Source organism: Nonomuraea sp. ATR24, from assembly GCF_041950485.1.
In the GTDB taxonomy this organism is placed as follows: Bacteria; Actinomycetota; Actinomycetes; order Streptosporangiales; family Streptosporangiaceae; genus Nonomuraea; species Nonomuraea ceibae.
Genome location: NZ_JBGNUU010000004.1, coordinates 92517 through 108935 on the forward strand (window position 1 = coordinate 92517; position 16419 = coordinate 108935).

Here is a 16419-nt window from a genome sequence, read left to right on the forward strand (position 1 = left end):
CTGTCGGCCGGTAGGCGGAAAGTCATACCCGACCTCCCACATAACTTGCTATCTCCTCAGGTGGTCCACCGCCATACGCGCGGCCGTGCCGATCACCGCGTCAGCGCGTGGCTGGTTGAGCGCGGTGGAGTAGGAGCGGGTGATCACGGCCACCGCGTAGCGCCCGCCGTCGGGGTACTCGACCACGCCCGCCTCGCCGCGCAGCGTCGGCAGCGTCCCGGTCTTGCCGCTGACCGCCACGTCGTCGTACGGGAACCCGGAGGCCAGCCGGTGCGGCCACACCTGGAGGTTGAGCACGCCGCGCATCCACGCGCAGGAGCCGGGCGAGGCCGCCTCGTCCCGCCAGATCAGCCCGAACAGCCGGGTCAGCTCCCGCGCGGTGCTGTGGTTGGTGCGGGCCGGGTCGAGCACGCGCAGCCGGGCCAGGTCGTCGGGTTCGAGGTACGGCCAGCCGTGTCCGGCGTCGTCGGCCATGCTCGTGTTGATCTCCCCGGCGCTCTGCAGCACCCGGGTGCCGGTCAGGCCGAACCCGTCGAGCATGGCGTTGACCGCCTCCCTGCCGACCCGGGCGAGCAGCGCGTCGGCGGCGGTGTTGTCGCTGACGGCGATCATCAGGTAGGCCAGGTCGCGCAGCGAGATCGTGACGTCGTCGAGCATCGCGGACAGTCCCGTGGGCCCGGAGACGCGGTCGCGGCCGGTCACGGTGACGCGGCCGGCCGGGTCGAGCAGCCCGGCGTCGGCCTGCCGGCAGAACTCCACCATGAGCGGCACCTTGAAGATCGACGCGGTGGGCACCGGGTCGTCGGCCCCGTGACCGATCTCCCGGCCGGTGTCGACGTCGGTGGCCAGCAGCCAGCCGCGCACGCCGGCCGCGCGGAACACCGCCTCCAGGTCCGGACCGCTCATGCCAGCATCCCCGGCCTGCGGCTGACCCGCCGCACGGGCGTCGCGTCCTCGTCGGTCATCCCGGCGCGCTCCTTCAAGATCCGTACGGCCACGGCGGAGAAGTCGGTCACCGTCGCCGTGGCCGCCCGCCAGGCGGTGGAGACCCGGTAGGCGATGGGCGAGCCTAGCAGCGGACGCCAGGCCAGCCCCGCCACGTCCGCCTTGGGCCCGAACGCGACGGCGGCCCCGGCCATCACCAGGCCGAGCCCGGCGCCCTGGTGGACCTGCGCGGGCACGTAGCCGTGGCGGCGGCACTCGGCCAGCAGCTCGGCGTGGGCGCCGGGCTCGCCCTCCCGGGGCGGCATGAGCAGCTCGCGGCCGGCCAGGTCGGCCAGGTGCAGCTCGCCCGATCCGGCGAGCGGGTCGCCGGCGGCGAGCAGCACGCCCTGCGCCTGCACCAGCGTCCGGCCGAAGTGCAGGCCGGGGGCGGTGACCGGGTGTCGGACCACGCCCACGTCGATCACGCCTTCGGCCAGCGCGCCGACCTGGTCGGCGGTCCAGATCTCGGCGGGCGCGAGGCGTACCTCGGGGTTGCTCTCGCGGAAGCCCTCGACGAGGGCGGCCAGGACGGCGGCGGCCAGGTCGGGCGGGACGCCGACCTTGAGGACGGCGGCCTGGCCGTGGCGGACCACCTCGTGCAGCCGGTCGACGCGGGCGACGATCTCCCTGGCCTCGCCGAGCAGCAGCCGGCCCGCCTCGGTGAGCCTGACCTGCCGGGCCGAGCGGTCGAACAGCCGCACGCCGAGCTCCTCCTCCAGTCGCTTGATCCGCTGGCTGAGCGGGGGCTGGGCCATGCCGAGCCGGATCGCGGCGTTGCCGAAGTGCAGCTCCTCCGCGACCACGGTGAAGTAACGCAAGTGCCGGACCAGGTCCATGAGCAGTGACTATAGCCAAATCCATATCGATGAACCGGTCATATCAGTATTGGACAGCCAGGCCGGGGCTCTGCTGTCCTCTGACGCATGGCTTCACAAACGGGGGCAATGTACGCACATCTCCGGCCGGAGAACCCGCCCAGACGGAGGCGGCGCTGGCCCTGGGTCGCCGGGGTGCTCGTCCCGGTCGTCGCGGCGGCCGGGACGTTCTGGATCCTGCGCACGACCGGATCGCCGGAGCAGGTCGCCGACGCCTACCTGTCGGCCTGGTCCGCGGGGGACTACCGGGCCATGCGCGAGTTGGTCGCCGATCCGCCGGCCGACTTCGAGCAGCGGCACCGGCAGTTCAGCGCTGCCGTCAAGGCCGAGCGGCAGACCTTCCACCGGATCACCACCGGCGGGGTCTTCGCCGCCGACGGCGCCGACACCGGCGAGGTCAGCTTCGGCGCCACCCTCAGCGGCGCCGTCGACTGGAAGTACTTCGGCGACCTGAAGTTCGTCGAGCGCGACCGCACCTGGAAGATCGACTGGACCCCGGCCACCCTGCACCCCTCGCTGACCCGCGACCGCACGGTGCGGCTGGTCACCGAGCGGGTCAAGGGCCTGGAGGTGCAGGCCGCCGACGGCACCCGCATCGACACCCCGGACGCGCCCGGCTCGGTGCAGCAGCTCGTCGCGGGCCTGGCGCAGACCTACCCCGACTGGTTCGCCGAGCGCGACAGCGACCGGATCGAGCTGGTCGAGAACGGCGAGGTCGTCAAGAACCTGCTCGACCCGCCGAAGTGGAAGCCGATCAGGACCACCCTCGACCTGAAGGTGCACCGGGCCGGCGCCGACGCCCTGGACAGCGTGGGCAAGCCCGCCTCGCTGGTGGCCGTGCGCGCCTCGACGGGCGAGATCCTGGCCGCGGTCAACAAGCCGGGCGGGTTCAACCGGGCGCTGCTCGGCAAGTACCCGCCGGGCTCGACGTTCAAGGTCGTCACCGCCTCCGCGCTGGTCGCCGACGGGGTCCGGCCGGACGAGCGGGTGAGCTGCCCGGCCGAGCAGAACATCGGCGGCTTCCCCTTCCACAACGCCGGCTTCAAGGACTACGGCACGCTCGCCTTCCGCGACGCCTTCGCGCACTCGTGCAACACCACGTTCGGCGCGATGGTCGTCGGCGACCTGGGTGCCGAACGGCTCGCCGAGGTCGCCGCCAGCTTCGGCTTCGGCGCCCCGATCAAGCCCGGCGTCCCGGCGGTCAAGGCCGACTTCCCCGCCCCCAAGGACGCCACCGACCTGGCCTCCGCCTCCATCGGGCAGGGCCGGGTGCTGGCCAGCCCGCTCAACATGGCCTCGGTCGCCGCCGCCGTCGCCGACGGCGCCTGGCGTCCGCCCCGGCTGGTCGGCGCCGACATCGCGCCCGGCGACCTGCGGCCCCGCAAGCTCGACGCCGACGTGGTGAGCGCGCTGCGCACGCTCATGCCCGCCGTCGTCACCGAGGGCACCGCCCACGCCGTCCGCTTCCCCGGCGGGACGGCCGGCAAGACCGGCACCGCCGAGTACGGGTCGGGCAAGGAGCCGCCCGCGCACTCGTGGTTCATCGGCTACAAGGACGACCTGGCCTTCGCCGTCATCGTGGAGGGCGGCGGCGCCGGCTCGGCGGTGGCGGCCCCGGTCGCGGCCCGCTTCCTCGCCGAGCTGAGCTGATCAGCCCGCCTTGCGGTCGAGCGGGGTGGTGAGCGCCGCCACGGCGGCCACCACCTCGGCGGCGTCGGACAGGTCCGGCAGCACCACGTCGGCCCCGGCCTCGCGCAGCTCGGCGGCCGTCGACCGGCCCGAGGCCACCGCGATCATCGCGGCCCCGCCGATCCTGGCCGCCTGCACGTCCCGGGCCGAGTCGCCGATCAGCACCGTGTTGGCCGGCGTGAACGGGACGCCGAGCCGCTGCTTGGCCCGGCCCTGCGCGACCTGCAGCAGCGACGCCTTGGGGTAGACCTCCTCGCCGTAGCCGCCGAGCTCGAAGTCCACGTAGCGGTCCAGGCCGAACGCCTGGAGCTTGAGCACCGCGTTGCTCTTGATCGTGCCGGTGAGCACGGTCTGGATCACCCCGTCGAGCCGGGCCACGGACCTGAGCGCGTCCTTGGCCCCGGGCATCACCTTGCCCTCCTTGGGCAGCCGCTTGCGCCGGTCGGCGAAGGCCGAGGCCAGCGCGGCCAGGAAGCGCGGCAGGTGGTCGTCCTCGGCCTCGACGCCGTTGACCGCGAGCGTCTCGAAGACGATCTCGGAGTCGGGCCGGCCCATCGGCGGCACCAGCTTGACCAGCGGACGCCCGGTGACCGCGCGGAACGCCTCGGCGTAGGCGTCACGCGTCACGATCGCGACGTCGACCAGGGTCAGGTCGACGTTCCAGAGAACTAGGCGGTTGATGGCGGCCTCCTGACTGCGAACCGCCCCCAGAGTAGGGCCACCGCCCCCTCGGGCGGCGGGTGACCGGTCGAATCAGGCATGATCCAGGGCTTCGGCGAGCGTGTCGACGACCGGGAACCCGGTCGACTCCAGCTCGGCCCTGGTGGACATGCCGCCGGTGTAGAGCACCGCGCGGGCGCCCACGTGGCGGGCGGCCACGCCGTCGTCGACGCTGTCGCCGATCACCAGCACCTCGCGCGGGTCGACCCCGGCCGACCGGATGTGGGCGGCCATGTGCGCCGCCTTCTCCCCTCCGGTCACCCCGATCAGGCCGTCGATGCGGGTGAAGTGGCGGCTGATGCCGAACGAGTCGACCTTCGGCACCAGGTGGTCGTGCGGGGCCATCGAGCACAGCGACTGCGTGCCCGTCCAGCCGCTCAGCGCCAGCTCCGCGCCCTCGGCCAGCCCGCACTCCGCGGCCAGCCGGAAGTAGTGGTCGTGGAAGCCGACGTCGAGCCGCTCCCACTCGCCCTCCGACAGCGGGCGGCCGAGCATCCGCTCGTAGGCCACCCAGATGGGCCGGGTGTAGACGGCGCGGAACCCGTCGGCCGTCAGCGGGGGAAGCTCGTACGGCCGGAAGAGCTCGTTGGTCGCGCCGACGACGGCGTCGATGTCGTGAAAGAGCGTGCCGTTCCAGTCCCAGACAATGTGCTTGGTCATCATGTCCAGCTTATCCGGCCAGCAGGTCCGGGATCTCCTGGGTGGCGTACCACATGAGCTCGTGCGCCTCCGCGCCGTCGACCGTGAAACGGGCGTCGTCGTCGCCCTTGTCGGCCGCCGGCAGCGCGGCGATCGCCGCCTCGATGTCGGGCACCGCGTAGAGGTCGTCGATGTGCACGGCGGCCACCTTGGCCAGCGGGATCGGCTCGGTCAGCCGGACCCGGGCCTTCTCCTGGAGGTCGGCGCCGTTGTGCGGCACGGGCCCGTCGACCTCGGCCGCGACGACCACCCGCCGCGCCGGGACGGCCACGCCGTCGGCGTGGTCGGCGGCCAGCATGCGCAGCGAGGCGCGGGCCGCCTCGGTGAGCGCCACGTACTCGAGCTCCTCGGTGTCGCCCGAGGCGTACCACTCGGTCAGCGCGGGGGTCACCGCGTAGCCGGTCAGCGGGGCCGGGGCCAGCTCCCCGGCCTCGGCGGCCCTGGCCAGCGCGGGCAGGGTGCACGGCAGGTAGACGCGCATCACGAACCTTTCACAGCGTGCGAGGGTCCCATCATGCCCGCCGCAGAGGCAGCCGGAGGAGGGACTCGAGTTCCCGGATGGTCGTGTCCGCGTCGCGGTGGTGGATTCCGGTGATCCCCAGGGTACGCGCCGCCGCGATGTTGGCCTCGATGTCGTCGATGAACACGCACGACTCCCCCGGCAGGCCGATCGCGCCGAGCGCGTGCTCGAAGATGCGCGGCTCGGGCTTGCGCATGCCGACCTCGCCGGAGATCACGATCGCGTCGAACACCTCGTCCCAGCCGTCGCGCGGGTAGGTGTTGGACCACGAGTTGGACAGCAGGCAGGTCTTCAGCCCGGCCTTCCTGACCTCGGCCAGCATGTCGTACATGGCCTCGACGCGTTCGAAGCCCGCGAACATGCGCTCCAGCAGGCCCTCGGCCTCCGGCGGCGCGCCGTCGAGGGTCAGCAGCCGGGCCGCCAGGTCGCGCTCGAACGCCGATCCGTCGAGCTCGCCGCGCTCCAGGGCGTGGATGACGTTCTCCTCCTGGCCGTCGTAGGCGGCCTCGACGAGCTCGCGCATGACCTGACGGTAGTGGTCGCCGTCGATGCGGTCGGCCTCGATCCACCTGGCGATGGAGTCGGTCAGGCTGGTCGTGAGCACCCCGCCCCAGTCGATCAGCACACCTGCGACCACATTCGCCTCCTCGTGGCAGTCCGGCACTCCAGCGTAGAGCCTCGCACAGGGCGTTTCGCCGGTTATAAACCCCCTGTTAGGGATCGCCAAATCACCTGTTTATCGTGAGATTCCTGTCCGATCCCTGAAGGGACCGCCGTTGCGAACGACGATCCTGATCACCTCCCCCGACCGGTTCAGAGCTCCCGGACTCGAGCTCTTCGACCTCCCGCCGATCTTCGCCGGCGGACCGGCCTGGCTCACCAAACCCGTCCTGGTCGCCCTCCTCTGCTCGGTCCTCGTCATCGCCCTGTCATGGGCCGCCTTCGCCCGGCCCAAACTCGTGCCACGCGGCTGGCAGAGCTACGGCGAGTACGTCTACGAGTTCGTCCGCGACCAGGTGGCCCGGCCCAACCTGGGCAAGGACGCCGACCGGTGGATGGGCTTCCTGCTCAGCCTGTTCCTGACCGTGATGGCCTGGAACCTCATGGGCGTCATCCCGTTCGTCCAGTTCCCCGTCGCCGCGCACATCACGTTCCCGGCGACGCTGGCGCTGCTCGTGTACGGCATCAAGATCTACCTCGGCGTCCGGCACCACGGCCTGATCGGCTACCTCAAGGGCATCGTGATCCTGCCGGGGCTGCCCGGCTGGGCCTATCCGCTGTACGCGCCGCTCATCCTCGCCGAGGTGTTCTTCCTGTCACTGTTCACGCACCTCATCCGGCTGTTCGCGAACATGTTCGCCGGCCACATCCTGCTGGCGTTCTTCAGCTCCGTGGGCTTCTGGTTCCTGTTCGAGAAGCTCACGCCGCTCGGCGCCGGGATCGGCGTGGTCGGCGTGCTCATGACGATCCTGCTGACCGCGTTCGAGATGTTCATCCAGTTCCTGCAGGCCTACCTGTTCGCCATGCTCGCCGCCATGTACGTGGCGAGCGGCCTGCACGGCGAGCACTAACGGATGACGCGGGCGGCCAGCTTGCGGTGCTCCGGCGAACGCAGCACCTGGGCCGCCCGCTTCGCCGACGCCACCGGCGCCTCCTGGAGCAGGCCGCGGGCCTGCTTGAGCTTGAGCAGCCGGGTGACCGACTGGTCGAGCCGCTGCTGCGAGATCCGCCCGTCCTTGACCGCCGCCAGCACGGCGCCGTAGGCCTTCGGCAGGTCGTACGGCATCAGCAGCAGGTCGGCGCCGGCCAGGACGGCGCGGACGGCCACCTCCCCGTCGCCGTACTTCTTGCGCACGCCCTCCATGTTGAGCGCGTCGGTGGAGATGACGCCCTTGAAGCCGAGCTCCTTCCTGAGCAGCCCGGTCAGGATCGGCTTGGACAGCGTCGCCGGGTCGCCCGACGGGTCGAGCTTGGGGAAGACGATGTGCGCGCTCATCACCGCGTCGACCCCGGCCGCGATGGCCGCCCGGAACGGCGGCGCGTCCAGGCGCTCCCACTGCGCGCGGGTGTGCTTGATCACCGGCAGGCCGGTGTGGCTGTCGATCCGGGTGTCGCCGTGGCCAGGGAAGTGCTTGGCGGTGGAGGCCACCTTCGCGTCGCCGAACCCCTTGACGGCGGCGGCGACCATCTTGGCCACCTTCGCCGGGTCGTCACCGAAGGCGCGCGGGCCGATGACCGGGTTCCTCGGGTCGATGTTGACGTCGGCGACGGGCGCGAAGTCGAGGTTGACGCCGAGGGCGCGCAACTCCTCGCCGGTGGCCCTGGCCACGGCCCGCGACAGGCCGGTGTCGCCGGTCGCGCCGATCTGCGAGGCCCCGGGGAAGCGCGTCATCAGCGCCGACATCCGCGACACCAGGCCGTTCTCCTGGTCGGTGCCGACGAGCAGCGGCAGCCCGGACGCGCGCTGCATGCCGTTGGTCAGCTCGACGACCTGGGCCGTGGTTCTGACGTTGGCGGGGAACAGGATGACGCCGCCGAGATGGTATTTGCGGATCACCTTGGCGGGCGTCTGGGCGCCGTAGCGGGCCTGGTTCTCGCCGGAGACGGTGTCGGCGGCGGTGCCGTACAGGACGGGCATGAAGAGCTGGCCGACCTTCTGCTCGGTGCTCAGGCCCGCCAGGACCCGCTTGACCGGGTCCTGGGCGGACGGCGGCGCGGAGGTGGCGGGCTCGCCGCCGGTCGCGGGCGGCTGGGCGGGCTGCTGGGCGGACTGCTGGGCCGGCGGCGCCGCGGTCGCCGCCCCGCCGCCGCCGCTGCACGCCGCCAGGGCGATCGTCAGGACGCTTGCCGCACCGATCCGTCGAACCATGAACACCACCGTATCCACGCGGCGACGTGCCCGTGCCGGACGACGGCCAAAAGTTGCTACAGCCCCAGCGCCTCCAGCTCCGTCAGGTGGGCGCGGGCCGCCGCCCGGGCCCCGGCCGCCGTCGTCGCCGCCCTGGCCGACTCCGCCGCCGCACGGCACTGCTCCAGCGTGTGGTACGCCAGCGCGGCCCGTACGGCGGGCAGCGCGGCCGGCCCCATCGACAGGGACGCCGCGCCGAGCCCCGCCAGCACGCAGGCCAGCCCCGGATCGGCCGCCGCCTCGCCGCACACGCCGCCCGGCTTGCCCGCCTGCGCCGCGGCGGCCAGGAGGCCGGCGAGCAGGTCGAGCAGCGCCGGCTGCCACGGGTCGTGCAGCTCGCTCAGCGCGCCGAGCTCGCGGTCGGCGGCGAAGGCGTACTGGGCCAGGTCGTTGGTCCCGGCCGAGACGAAGTCCACCTCCGCCACCAGGTCGCGGGCGCGCAGCGCCGCCGCCGGGACCTCGATCATGACGCCCGCCTCCGGCAGGTCGGCGGCCCGGCACGCGGCGGCGAACCACCGGGCCTCCTCGGCCGTCGTCACCATCGGCGCCATCACCCGCAGCCGCCCCCCGCTCCCCGCGCCCGCCGTGGCGAGCGCGTCGAGCTGCGTCTCCAGCACCTCCGGGTGGGCCCGCAGCAGGCGCAGCCCGCGCTCGCCCAGCGCCGGGTTCGGCTCGGCCGAGCCGGGCGGCAGGAACGCCAGCGGCTTGTCGGCGCCCGCGTCGAGCGTCCGCACGATCACCGGCCCGCCGGGGAACGCCTCCAGCGCCGCCCGGTAGGCGCGCTCCTGCTCCTCGGCGCCCGGAGGCTCGGCGCGGCCCAGGAAGAGGAACTCGGTGCGGTAGAGGCCGACGCCCTCGGCGCCGCAGGAGCGCGCCGCTTCGAGGTCGGCCGGGCCGCCGACGTTCGCCAGGAGCGGCACCGGGTGGCCGTCCTTCGTCCGCCCCGGGCCCGTGACCCGGTCGATGGCGGCCTGCCTGGCGGTGTCGACGCTCTCCGCCCTGGCCACGTCGGACTCCGTCGGCCGCGCCCGTACCTCTCCTGAGGTGCCGTCGACCAGCACCTCGACGCCGGGACGCAGCGTCGTCGCGCCCGCGCAGGCCACGACGGCGGGCACGCCCAGCGCCCTGGCCATGATCGCGGTGTGGCTGGTCGGTCCGCCCTCCTCGGTGACGAACGCGGCCACCGCGTGGCCGGACAGCAGCGCGGTGTCGGCGGGCGCCAGATCGTGCGCGACCAGCACGTACGGCGTGTCGCCCGGCGGCGGCAGGCCGGGCAGCTCCTGGCCGGTGAGCTGGGCGATCACCCGGTCCCTGAGGTCGTCGAGGTCGGCCGCCCGCTCACCGAGGTAGCCGCCGACCCCCTCCAGCACGTCCCGATATTTGGTGAAAGCCTCGTGCACGGCCCTGGGGGCGGCCGTACCCCGGTCGATCAGCGACCTGATCTTCACGACCAGCCCGGGGTCCTCCGCCATCAGGGCCTGTGCCTTGAGGATCTCGCGGGCCTCGCCGCCCGCCCGGTCACCGCGCGCCTCAAGCTCGCCCGCGACCTGCGCGAGCGCCATGACCGCGCGTTCCTTCTCCTGATCCGCGTCTCCCGCGTGTGTGGCGCCCTCGGGGGGTTCGGGCACGCGGGCGGTCAGGAGGTACGCGGGGCCGTGCCCGATGCCCGGGCTGACCCCCACCCCCCGCAGGTTCACGGCGTGGAGGCGATGCTGGCGAGCTGGTCGAGAACCTCCTCGGCACCCTCGCCCTCGGCCGTGATCACGATGGTCTCCCCCTGCCGGACGTCCAGCGCCATGATCTGCAGGATGCTCTTGCCGTTGACCGGCTCGCCGCCCGTGACCTTGGCGACGCGGATGTCCATCGGGGCTTTCATCGCCGTCTGCACGAACGTGGCCGCGGGCCGGGCATGCAGCCCCACCTCCGCCGCCACGGTCGCCTTGCGCTCGCCCATGAACCCTTCCTTCCCTCTTGCTACGTCCATCGAAAAAGCTCGTCGCCCGCGTGCACGGCGCCCCGTGCCACGTCCGTCACCGCTCCGGCGACCGCGTCGAGAGCCACCACCGGGCAGACGGGCGAACGCCCGCCCGCCTCGATGGCGGCCGGATCCCAGGACACCACGGGCTGCCCGGCGCTCACCCTGTCGCCTTCGGCGGCCAGCAACTGGAATCCCTTTCCCTTGAGCTGCACCGTGTCGATGCCCAGATGCACCAGCACGCCTTTGCCGTCATCTCCTACGATGACGTACGCATGCGGGTGCAGTTTCATGATTTTCCCAGCTATGGGGGCAACAGCCTTCCCCGGGCCCCGCAACGGGTCGATCGCCGTTCCCGGCCCCACCATGCCTGCCGAGAAGACGGGGTCCGGCACCGCCGCCAGTCCCACAGCCGCCCCCTCGACCGGGGCGAGAACAGTCGTCATGGTCTCGCCCTCTTAGCCGATGATGTCCTCGATGTCGCTGGCGATGGTGTCGGCCTCCGGCCCTACGACGACCTGCACCACGTTGCCGGCGGCCATGACACCGTGGACGCCGGCCGCCCTGAGCGCGGCCTGGTCCACCTTCGTGGCGTCGGCGACCTCCGTGCGCAGCCGGGTGATGCAGGGCTCGATCTCGATGATGTTGTCGGCACCGCCTAGACCGGCGATGATCGCGTTCACGTCCGCCGCCATCCGGTCCTCCTCGTCATGACTCTGCGACCAGGCTAAACGACGCTGCGTGATCAGTCCGTCTGGGTCACCTTGTTGAGCCCGCGCGGCGCGTCGGGGTCGATGCCCAGCCGCCTGGCCAGCGCCTCGGTCAGCAGCTGCCCGGGGACGATGAGACCCATCGGCGCCAGCCACTCCGGCAGGTCGGGGCCGTTCAGCGCGGCCGTGCCCGCCCGCGCCAGGCCCTCGCCGCCGCCGATCGTGAACGCCGCCGCGCCCGCCGCCACGACGCGCTCGGCCAGCGCCACCGTGCCCTGCAGCGTCGGGCTGTTCTCCGCCGCCACCAGCAGCGCCGGGGTGTCGGCGTCGACCACCGCGATCGGCCCGTGCAGCAGGTCCGCGTACGACAGGCCCATCGCGTGCAGGTAGCAGGCCTCCTTGAGCTTGAGCGCGGTCTCCAGCGCCGTCGAGAACGCCATCCCGCGCCCCGAGACCACCACGCCCGGCTTGTCCGCCAGCCCCTCCACGACCGCGTCCAGGTCGCCCGGCTCGGAGATCAGCTTCTCCACCGCCTCCGGCACCCGCCGCAGTTCGTCGGCGTCCACCTCGGCGCCCAGGCCCAGCGCCAGCACGGCCAGCGCGGCAAGCTGCGTGGTGTAGGTCTTGGTCGCCGGAACGGCCTTCTCCTCGCCCGCGAGCGTGCACAGCGCCAGGTCGGCCACCTGCGCCAGCGGGCTGTCCTCGCCGCCGTTCGTGACCCCGACGGTACGGGCGCCGCAGTCCTTCGCCCAGGCCAGCGTCTCGACGATCTCCTCGGTGCGCCCCGACTGGGAGATCGCGACGGCCAGCACGCCGTCGAGGTCGAGCTTGCGCTTGTACGTCGTCGCGATCGACGGCGCCGCAAGCGCGGACAGCCTGCCGGCGTGCGACTCGACCAGGTAGCGGCCGTAAACGGCGGCGTTGTCGGAGGTGCCACGCGCGATGAACAGCAGCTGGCGGGTCTGCTCACCCAGCGCCTTCACCTCGCCGACCCTGGGGAGCAGGGAGTCGAGCGTGGCCCGCAGCGCCTCGGGCTGCTCGGCGATCTCGCTGCGCATCTTGGTGGTCATCTCGTGTTCATCCCTCAACTGTTACCGTTCGGACTTGACCCTGTTTTGCGTCATGTGGTGGTCTAGTCCGGACTAGACCAGTACGAACCATAGCCCATGACCCAGGTCAGATCGAGGGGAGGATCCGTGGCACACATCGATCCGGACAGCCCGGTGCCCAAGTACTTCCAGCTGCGCGAGATCCTGCTCGACCTCATCGACAGCGACGAGCTCAGCATCGGCGCCGCGATCCCGTCAGAGCGCGAGCTCTGCCAGCGGTTCGGCCTGTCCCGCATGACCGTGCGGCAGGCCGTCGACCATCTCGTGTCCGAAGGGCGCCTGCACCGGGTGCCGGGCAAGGGCACGTTCGTCGCCCGGCCCAAGATCGAGCTGGCGCTCCAGCTCACCTCCTTCACCGAGGACATGCGCGCCCGCGGCATGGTGCCCGGCTCGCGCGACCTCGACCGGCGCGTCGTGCGCGCCAGCGCCCACCTGGCCAAGGAGCTCGGCATCCAGCCGGGCGAGGAGGTCCACTTCATCGAACGGCTGCGCACCGCCGACGGCGAGCCGCTGTCCATCGAACGGGCGCACATCCCGGTCAAGCTCGCCCCCGACCTCGCCGAGCACGACCTGTCCGGCCGCTCGCTCTACGAGCTGCTGGAGAGCCGCTACGGCCTCGTCATGGACGCCGGCGAGCTCACCATCGACGGCGGCATCGCCGACCCGAGCGATGCCGACCTGCTCAAGCTGGCCCGCGGCGGCGCCGTCCTGCTGCTGCAACGGCGCTCGTTCTCCGGCGGCGTCTGCGCCGAACTCGGCGTCTCCACCTACCGCGCCGACCGCTACCAGCTCCGCACCATTCTGGAAATGCCCGCAAGACGGGGTTGAGGGCCCGACCCGGAGGGACGCCCGGTGAACGAGACCACCGCCGCCCGGCCTTCGCCGTTAGCACGCGTGATGAACGTGCTCCAGCGGATGGGCCGTTCGCTCATGCTGCCCATCGCCGCCCTCCCCGTGGCCGCGCTGATGGTCCGCTTCGGCCAGTCCGACATGCTGGGCTCCAACGGCGCCGAACCCGGCGGCCTGGCCGACGTCGCCGGGTTCGCCTGGATGAACGACGTCGCCCTCGTCATGGAGGCCGCCGGCGACGCCCTGCTGGAGAACCTGCCGATGCTCTTCGCCGTCGGCGTCGCCATCGGCTTCGCCCGCAAGGCCGACGGCACCACCGGCCTGGCCGCCGTCGTCGGCTACCTGGTCTTCGACCGGGTCACCAAGGTGATGTTCGCCGGCTCCGGCATCCGCGACACCGTGATCATCCGGGAGGCCCAGGACCAGGGCGTCGCCGAGGTCATCAACTTCGGCCTGCAGAACCCCACCAAGGTGCTCGGCGGCATCCTCATGGGCCTGGTGACCGCCCTGCTGTGGCAGCGCTTCCACCGGATCAAGCTGCCCTCCTGGCTCGCCTTCTTCGGCGGGCGGCGCTTCGTCCCGATCATCACCACGCTGGCCGCGCTGGTGCTCGGCGTGGTCATCGGCTGGGTGTGGCCCATACTCGGCGAGTGGATCGGCCACGCCGGCGAGGCGCTCACCACGCTCGGTCCGCTCGGCACCGGCATCTACGGGCTGATCAACCGGCTGCTCATCCCGCTCGGGCTGCACCACTTCGCCAACTCCATCGTCTGGCACGTGGTGCCCCAGTGCGACGTCGGCGGGCGCGCCCTCGGCGGCGACTGGAACTGCTACTTCGCCGGCGACCCCACCGCCGGGGAGTTCATGGCCGGGTTCTTCCCCGTCATGATGTTCGCGCTGCCCGCCGCCGCGCTCGCCATGTGGCGGGCCGCTCCGGCGCACCGGCGCACGGCCGTGGGCGGCATCATGCTGACCGCCGCCCTCGCCTCGTTCGTCACCGGCATCACCGAGCCCATCGAGTTCGCGTTCATCTTCGTCGCCCCCGTGCTGCTCGTCGTGCACGCCGTGCTCACCGGCCTCGCCATGGCCCTCACCACGCTCATCGGCGGGCAACTCGGCTTCGGCTTCTCCGCGGGACTGCTCGACATGCTGCTCAACGCCAGCAAGTCCAACACCCAGAACGTGCCCGGCATCCTCCTGCTCGGCGTCGTCTACGGCGTCGTCTACTACGTCGTGTTCAGCTTCCTCATCCGCAAACTCGACATCATGACCCCTGGCCGCGAGCCGGAACCCGACGTCGACTCCGGCGAGCCCCGCGCCCCCTAGCGCCGTTTTCCCCGCCCTCCCGCGTGGTAGGAACCGACCGACCCCCGTGACGTGCGGGGGGATGCATGACCAGCAAGGGCGGCTCGGCGTTCGCGGTGCTGCAACGCGTCGGCCGCTCGCTCATGATGCCCATCGCCGTCCTGCCCGCCGCCGGCCTGCTGTTCCGCTTCGGCCAGGACGACCTGCTCGGCAAGGACGGGCTCGGCGGCACCTGGCCCTGGCTGCTCCCCGTCGCGAACGTGCTCGCCGCGGCCGGCGGCGCGCTCTTCGACAACCTGCCGCTGCTGTTCGCCATCGGCGTCGCGATCGGCTTCGCCCGCAAGGCCGACGGCTCCACCGCCCTGGCCGCCCTCGTCGGCTACCTCGTCTTCGACCGCGTCACCAAGACCCTGTTCTTCGAAGCGGGCAGCGGCGCCGTCTACGACCGGGTCATGATCACCACCGTGCGCGACGGCGCCACCGCCCCCGCCCTCGACCTGGCCGCCGCCAACCCCACCGGCGTCCTCGGCGGCATCCTCATCGGCCTGGCCGCCGCCCTCCTGTGGGAGCGGTTCTACCGCATCAAGCTCCCCTCCTGGCTGGCCTTCTTCGGCGGGCGCCGGTTCGTCCCCATCATCACCGCCGTCGCCGCCCTCCTGCTCGGCGTCGTCCTCGGCATCCTGTGGCGGCCCGTCGCCGACTGGCTGGCCGTCGCCGGCGACTGGCTCTCCGCCCACGGCACCGCCGGAGCCGGCATCTACGGCCTCGCCAACCGGCTGCTCATCCCCTTCGGCCTGCACCACGTGCTCAACACCATCGTCTGGTTCACGCTCCCCGAATGCCGGGCCGGCCAGCACGGCGCCACCCGCGACGCGGCAGGCGACCTGAACTGCTACTTCGCCGGGGAGCAGGGCGCCGGCATCTTCATGACCGGCTTCTTCCCCATCATGATGTTCGGCCTGCTCGGCGCCGCCATCGCCATGTGGCGCGCCGCCCTCCCCCACCGCCGCGCGGCCGTCGGCGGCATCATGCTCTCCGCCGGGCTCACCTCGTTCATCACCGGCATCACCGAACCCCTGGAATTCGCGTTCATCTTCGTCGCGCCCGCCCTGTTCGCCGTGCACGCCGTGCTCACCGGCCTGTCGATGGCCCTCATGGCCGAACTCGGCGCCCGCCTCGGCTTCACCTTCTCCGGCGGCGCCATCGACCTGCTCCTCAACGCCAGCAAGTCCAACACGCACCGGATCGACCTGATCATCCTGGCCGGGCTCGCCTACGCCGTCGTCTACTACGCGCTGTTCACCTTCCTCATCCGCGCCCTGTCGCTCCCCACCCCCGGCCGCGAAGTTGAGGACACCCCCGACCGGCCCCCGGCCTGACCCGAAAGGCTGCGGCACCGCTCCAGCTTCCCGCGACCTTCTACGCCCGCCGCCCCATACCCGGACACGCTCCGGACAAGTTGGCGGCCGATGTATCTGCCGCCCGCGCCGAAACCTCCTAGTACCGATCTGTCGCCCCCCTTGATGGAGGACCCATGCCCTCGCACGACACCCACGGATCGCTCGCCCTCACCACCCTGGTCTGGGGCGCCCCCGGTGCCCTGCCCGACGAGCGGCGGCTCCGGCAGCTCGGCCAGGCCCTCGCCGAGGTCCTCGCCGGCCGCCGGCCGCCCGAGACCCTCATCGACCGCCTCACCGACCGCGCCTACCGCGAACTGGTCCGGGCCGGCCGCATGATCGACTCCCCCCGGCCGCCGTTCGTCGGCGTCCCCCACGTCAAGGAGCCCCGGGACGGGGCCATCGAGATGTGCCTGCTCGTCCACTGCGGCGACCGCGCCCGCGTCCTCGCCCTCCGCCTGGAACGCCGCGGCGTCCAATGGCTCTGCACCGACTTCGAAACCGCCTGACCCCACCCGGCGCCCCGGGGCAGCCTGCGACCGCACTGCCCCTGAGCCACCGCGCCCCACCTCTCCGAACCAGAGGCGGGCGCTCCCCTCCGGTCCCGACCCACGGGGGAGCGCCCGCAGGGTCCGCCCGTGGGAACCCCGACCCCAGGGAGCCCCACCCCGGCCCCTCA

At 72.3% G+C, this 16419-nt stretch carries 18 protein-coding genes; 6 read left to right on the forward strand and 12 right to left on the reverse strand.

Features of this window, described 5'->3' with window-relative positions; all coding sequences use genetic code 11:
- Window positions 1-48 precede the first annotated feature (48 nt).
- Window positions 49-906, reverse strand: coding sequence for a serine hydrolase (locus ACBI99_RS11455; protein ID WP_357584009.1), 858 nt, complete (start codon window positions 904-906; stop codon window positions 49-51).
- Window positions 903-1820 carry a LysR family transcriptional regulator gene (locus tag ACBI99_RS11460; RefSeq protein WP_219499552.1) on the reverse strand — a complete coding sequence of 306 codons (918 nt, stop codon included), beginning with the start codon at window positions 1818-1820 and terminating at the stop codon, window positions 903-905. Before ACBI99_RS11460 ends, ACBI99_RS11455 begins: the two co-directional genes overlap by 4 nt.
- 108 nt (window positions 1821-1928) lie before the next feature.
- Between ACBI99_RS11460 and ACBI99_RS11465 the strand changes: the two genes are divergently transcribed.
- On the forward strand, window positions 1929-3509 hold the full coding sequence (locus ACBI99_RS11465; RefSeq protein WP_375072277.1) for a penicillin-binding transpeptidase domain-containing protein: 1581 nt from the start codon (window positions 1929-1931) through the stop codon (window positions 3507-3509).
- Here ACBI99_RS11465 and ACBI99_RS11470 read toward each other — a convergent pair whose 3' ends face one another.
- The 4 genes from ACBI99_RS11470 to ACBI99_RS11485 form a co-directional block, all read right to left on the reverse strand.
- Entirely contained in the window at window positions 3510-4229 is a 720-nt protein-coding gene (locus ACBI99_RS11470) for an HAD family hydrolase (RefSeq protein ID WP_219499944.1), read from the reverse strand.
- 72 nt (window positions 4230-4301) lie between these two features.
- Window positions 4302-4928 carry an HAD family hydrolase gene (locus ACBI99_RS11475; protein WP_219499556.1) on the reverse strand — a complete coding sequence of 209 codons (627 nt, stop codon included), beginning with the start codon at window positions 4926-4928 and terminating at the stop codon, window positions 4302-4304.
- Between the two features lie 10 nt (window positions 4929-4938).
- Window positions 4939-5448, reverse strand: a complete 510-nt coding sequence (locus tag ACBI99_RS11480; RefSeq protein WP_219499557.1) for a DUF6912 family protein — start codon at window positions 5446-5448, stop codon at window positions 4939-4941.
- Between the two features lie 31 nt (window positions 5449-5479).
- Entirely contained in the window at window positions 5480-6124 is a 645-nt protein-coding gene (locus ACBI99_RS11485; protein ID WP_219499559.1) for an HAD family phosphatase, read from the reverse strand.
- 139 nt (window positions 6125-6263) lie between these two features.
- Between ACBI99_RS11485 and atpB the strand changes: the two genes are divergently transcribed.
- The gene (gene atpB, locus ACBI99_RS11490) at window positions 6264-7058 is read left to right on the forward strand and encodes a F0F1 ATP synthase subunit A (protein WP_219499561.1); all 795 of its coding nucleotides are present in this window, start codon (window positions 6264-6266) and stop codon (window positions 7056-7058) included.
- On the opposite strand, the gene nagZ is transcribed toward atpB, so the two are convergent.
- From nagZ to ACBI99_RS11520, 6 genes are read right to left on the reverse strand one after another with little or no spacing between them, the layout of a single operon-like run.
- The gene (gene nagZ, locus ACBI99_RS11495) at window positions 7055-8356 is read right to left on the reverse strand and encodes a beta-N-acetylhexosaminidase (RefSeq protein WP_375072278.1); all 1302 of its coding nucleotides are present in this window, start codon (window positions 8354-8356) and stop codon (window positions 7055-7057) included. The genes atpB and nagZ overlap by 4 nt on opposite strands.
- A gap of 56 nt (window positions 8357-8412) precedes the next feature.
- On the reverse strand, window positions 8413-10092 hold the full coding sequence (gene ptsP / locus ACBI99_RS11500; protein WP_308125579.1) for a phosphoenolpyruvate--protein phosphotransferase: 1680 nt from the start codon (window positions 10090-10092) through the stop codon (window positions 8413-8415).
- Window positions 10089-10349, reverse strand: coding sequence for an HPr family phosphocarrier protein (locus ACBI99_RS11505; RefSeq protein WP_219499565.1), 261 nt, complete (start codon window positions 10347-10349; stop codon window positions 10089-10091). Before ACBI99_RS11505 ends, ptsP begins: the two co-directional genes overlap by 4 nt.
- A gap of 20 nt (window positions 10350-10369) precedes the next feature.
- Window positions 10370-10816, reverse strand: a complete 447-nt coding sequence (locus tag ACBI99_RS11510) for a PTS glucose transporter subunit IIA (protein WP_049564710.1) — start codon at window positions 10814-10816, stop codon at window positions 10370-10372.
- Window positions 10817-10828: 12 nt separating this feature from the next.
- On the reverse strand, window positions 10829-11065 hold the full coding sequence (locus tag ACBI99_RS11515; protein WP_049564709.1) for a glucose PTS transporter subunit EIIB: 237 nt from the start codon (window positions 11063-11065) through the stop codon (window positions 10829-10831).
- 50 nt (window positions 11066-11115) lie between these two features.
- Window positions 11116-12150 carry an SIS domain-containing protein gene (locus ACBI99_RS11520; protein WP_364173003.1) on the reverse strand — a complete coding sequence of 345 codons (1035 nt, stop codon included), beginning with the start codon at window positions 12148-12150 and terminating at the stop codon, window positions 11116-11118.
- Between the two features lie 126 nt (window positions 12151-12276).
- Between ACBI99_RS11520 and ACBI99_RS11525 the strand changes: the two genes are divergently transcribed.
- From ACBI99_RS11525 to ACBI99_RS11540, 4 genes are all read left to right on the forward strand, one after another.
- The gene (locus ACBI99_RS11525; RefSeq protein WP_308125580.1) at window positions 12277-13017 is read left to right on the forward strand and encodes a GntR family transcriptional regulator; all 741 of its coding nucleotides are present in this window, start codon (window positions 12277-12279) and stop codon (window positions 13015-13017) included.
- Window positions 13018-13086: 69 nt separating this feature from the next.
- Complete coding sequence (locus tag ACBI99_RS11530; RefSeq protein WP_219499946.1) at window positions 13087-14364, forward strand: PTS transporter subunit EIIC; 1278 nt, start codon at window positions 13087-13089, stop codon at window positions 14362-14364.
- A 65-nt stretch (window positions 14365-14429) separates the two neighbouring features.
- Window positions 14430-15722: a PTS transporter subunit EIIC gene (locus ACBI99_RS11535; RefSeq protein WP_375072279.1), complete on the forward strand. Its 1293-nt coding sequence runs from the start codon at window positions 14430-14432 to the stop codon at window positions 15720-15722.
- 155 nt (window positions 15723-15877) lie between these two features.
- Window positions 15878-16249 (forward strand): Rv3235 family protein, encoded by a 372-nt coding sequence (locus ACBI99_RS11540; protein ID WP_219499580.1) that lies wholly within the window; start codon window positions 15878-15880, stop codon window positions 16247-16249.
- Window positions 16250-16419 lie beyond the last annotated feature (170 nt).

What these genes read in the sequence shown, in the direction of transcription:
- ACBI99_RS11515 (WP_049564709.1), bottom strand. Translation starts at nt 11,065, where the DNA reads ATGGCGGCGGACGTGAACGCGATCATCGCCGGTCTAGGCGGTGCCGAC.
- ACBI99_RS11460 (WP_219499552.1), bottom strand. Translation starts at nt 1,820, where the DNA reads ATGGACCTGGTCCGGCACTTGCGTTACTTCACCGTGGTCGCGGAGGAG.
- ACBI99_RS11475 (WP_219499556.1), bottom strand. Translation starts at nt 4,928, where the DNA reads ATGACCAAGCACATTGTCTGGGACTGGAACGGCACGCTCTTTCACGAC.
- ACBI99_RS11510 (WP_049564710.1), bottom strand. Translation starts at nt 10,816, where the DNA reads ATGACGACTGTTCTCGCCCCGGTCGAGGGGGCGGCTGTGGGACTGGCG.
- ACBI99_RS11530 (WP_219499946.1), top strand. Translation starts at nt 13,087, where the DNA reads ATGAACGTGCTCCAGCGGATGGGCCGTTCGCTCATGCTGCCCATCGCC.
- nagZ (WP_375072278.1), bottom strand. Translation starts at nt 8,356, where the DNA reads ATGGTTCGACGGATCGGTGCGGCAAGCGTCCTGACGATCGCCCTGGCG.
- ACBI99_RS11455 (WP_357584009.1), bottom strand. Translation starts at nt 906, where the DNA reads ATGAGCGGTCCGGACCTGGAGGCGGTGTTCCGCGCGGCCGGCGTGCGC.
- ACBI99_RS11540 (WP_219499580.1), top strand. Translation starts at nt 15,878, where the DNA reads ATGCCCTCGCACGACACCCACGGATCGCTCGCCCTCACCACCCTGGTC.
- ACBI99_RS11505 (WP_219499565.1), bottom strand. Translation starts at nt 10,349, where the DNA reads ATGGGCGAGCGCAAGGCGACCGTGGCGGCGGAGGTGGGGCTGCATGCC.
- ACBI99_RS11465 (WP_375072277.1), top strand. Translation starts at nt 1,929, where the DNA reads ATGTACGCACATCTCCGGCCGGAGAACCCGCCCAGACGGAGGCGGCGC.
- ACBI99_RS11520 (WP_364173003.1), bottom strand. Translation starts at nt 12,150, where the DNA reads ATGACCACCAAGATGCGCAGCGAGATCGCCGAGCAGCCCGAGGCGCTG.
- ACBI99_RS11480 (WP_219499557.1), bottom strand. Translation starts at nt 5,448, where the DNA reads ATGCGCGTCTACCTGCCGTGCACCCTGCCCGCGCTGGCCAGGGCCGCC.
- ACBI99_RS11535 (WP_375072279.1), top strand. Translation starts at nt 14,430, where the DNA reads ATGACCAGCAAGGGCGGCTCGGCGTTCGCGGTGCTGCAACGCGTCGGC.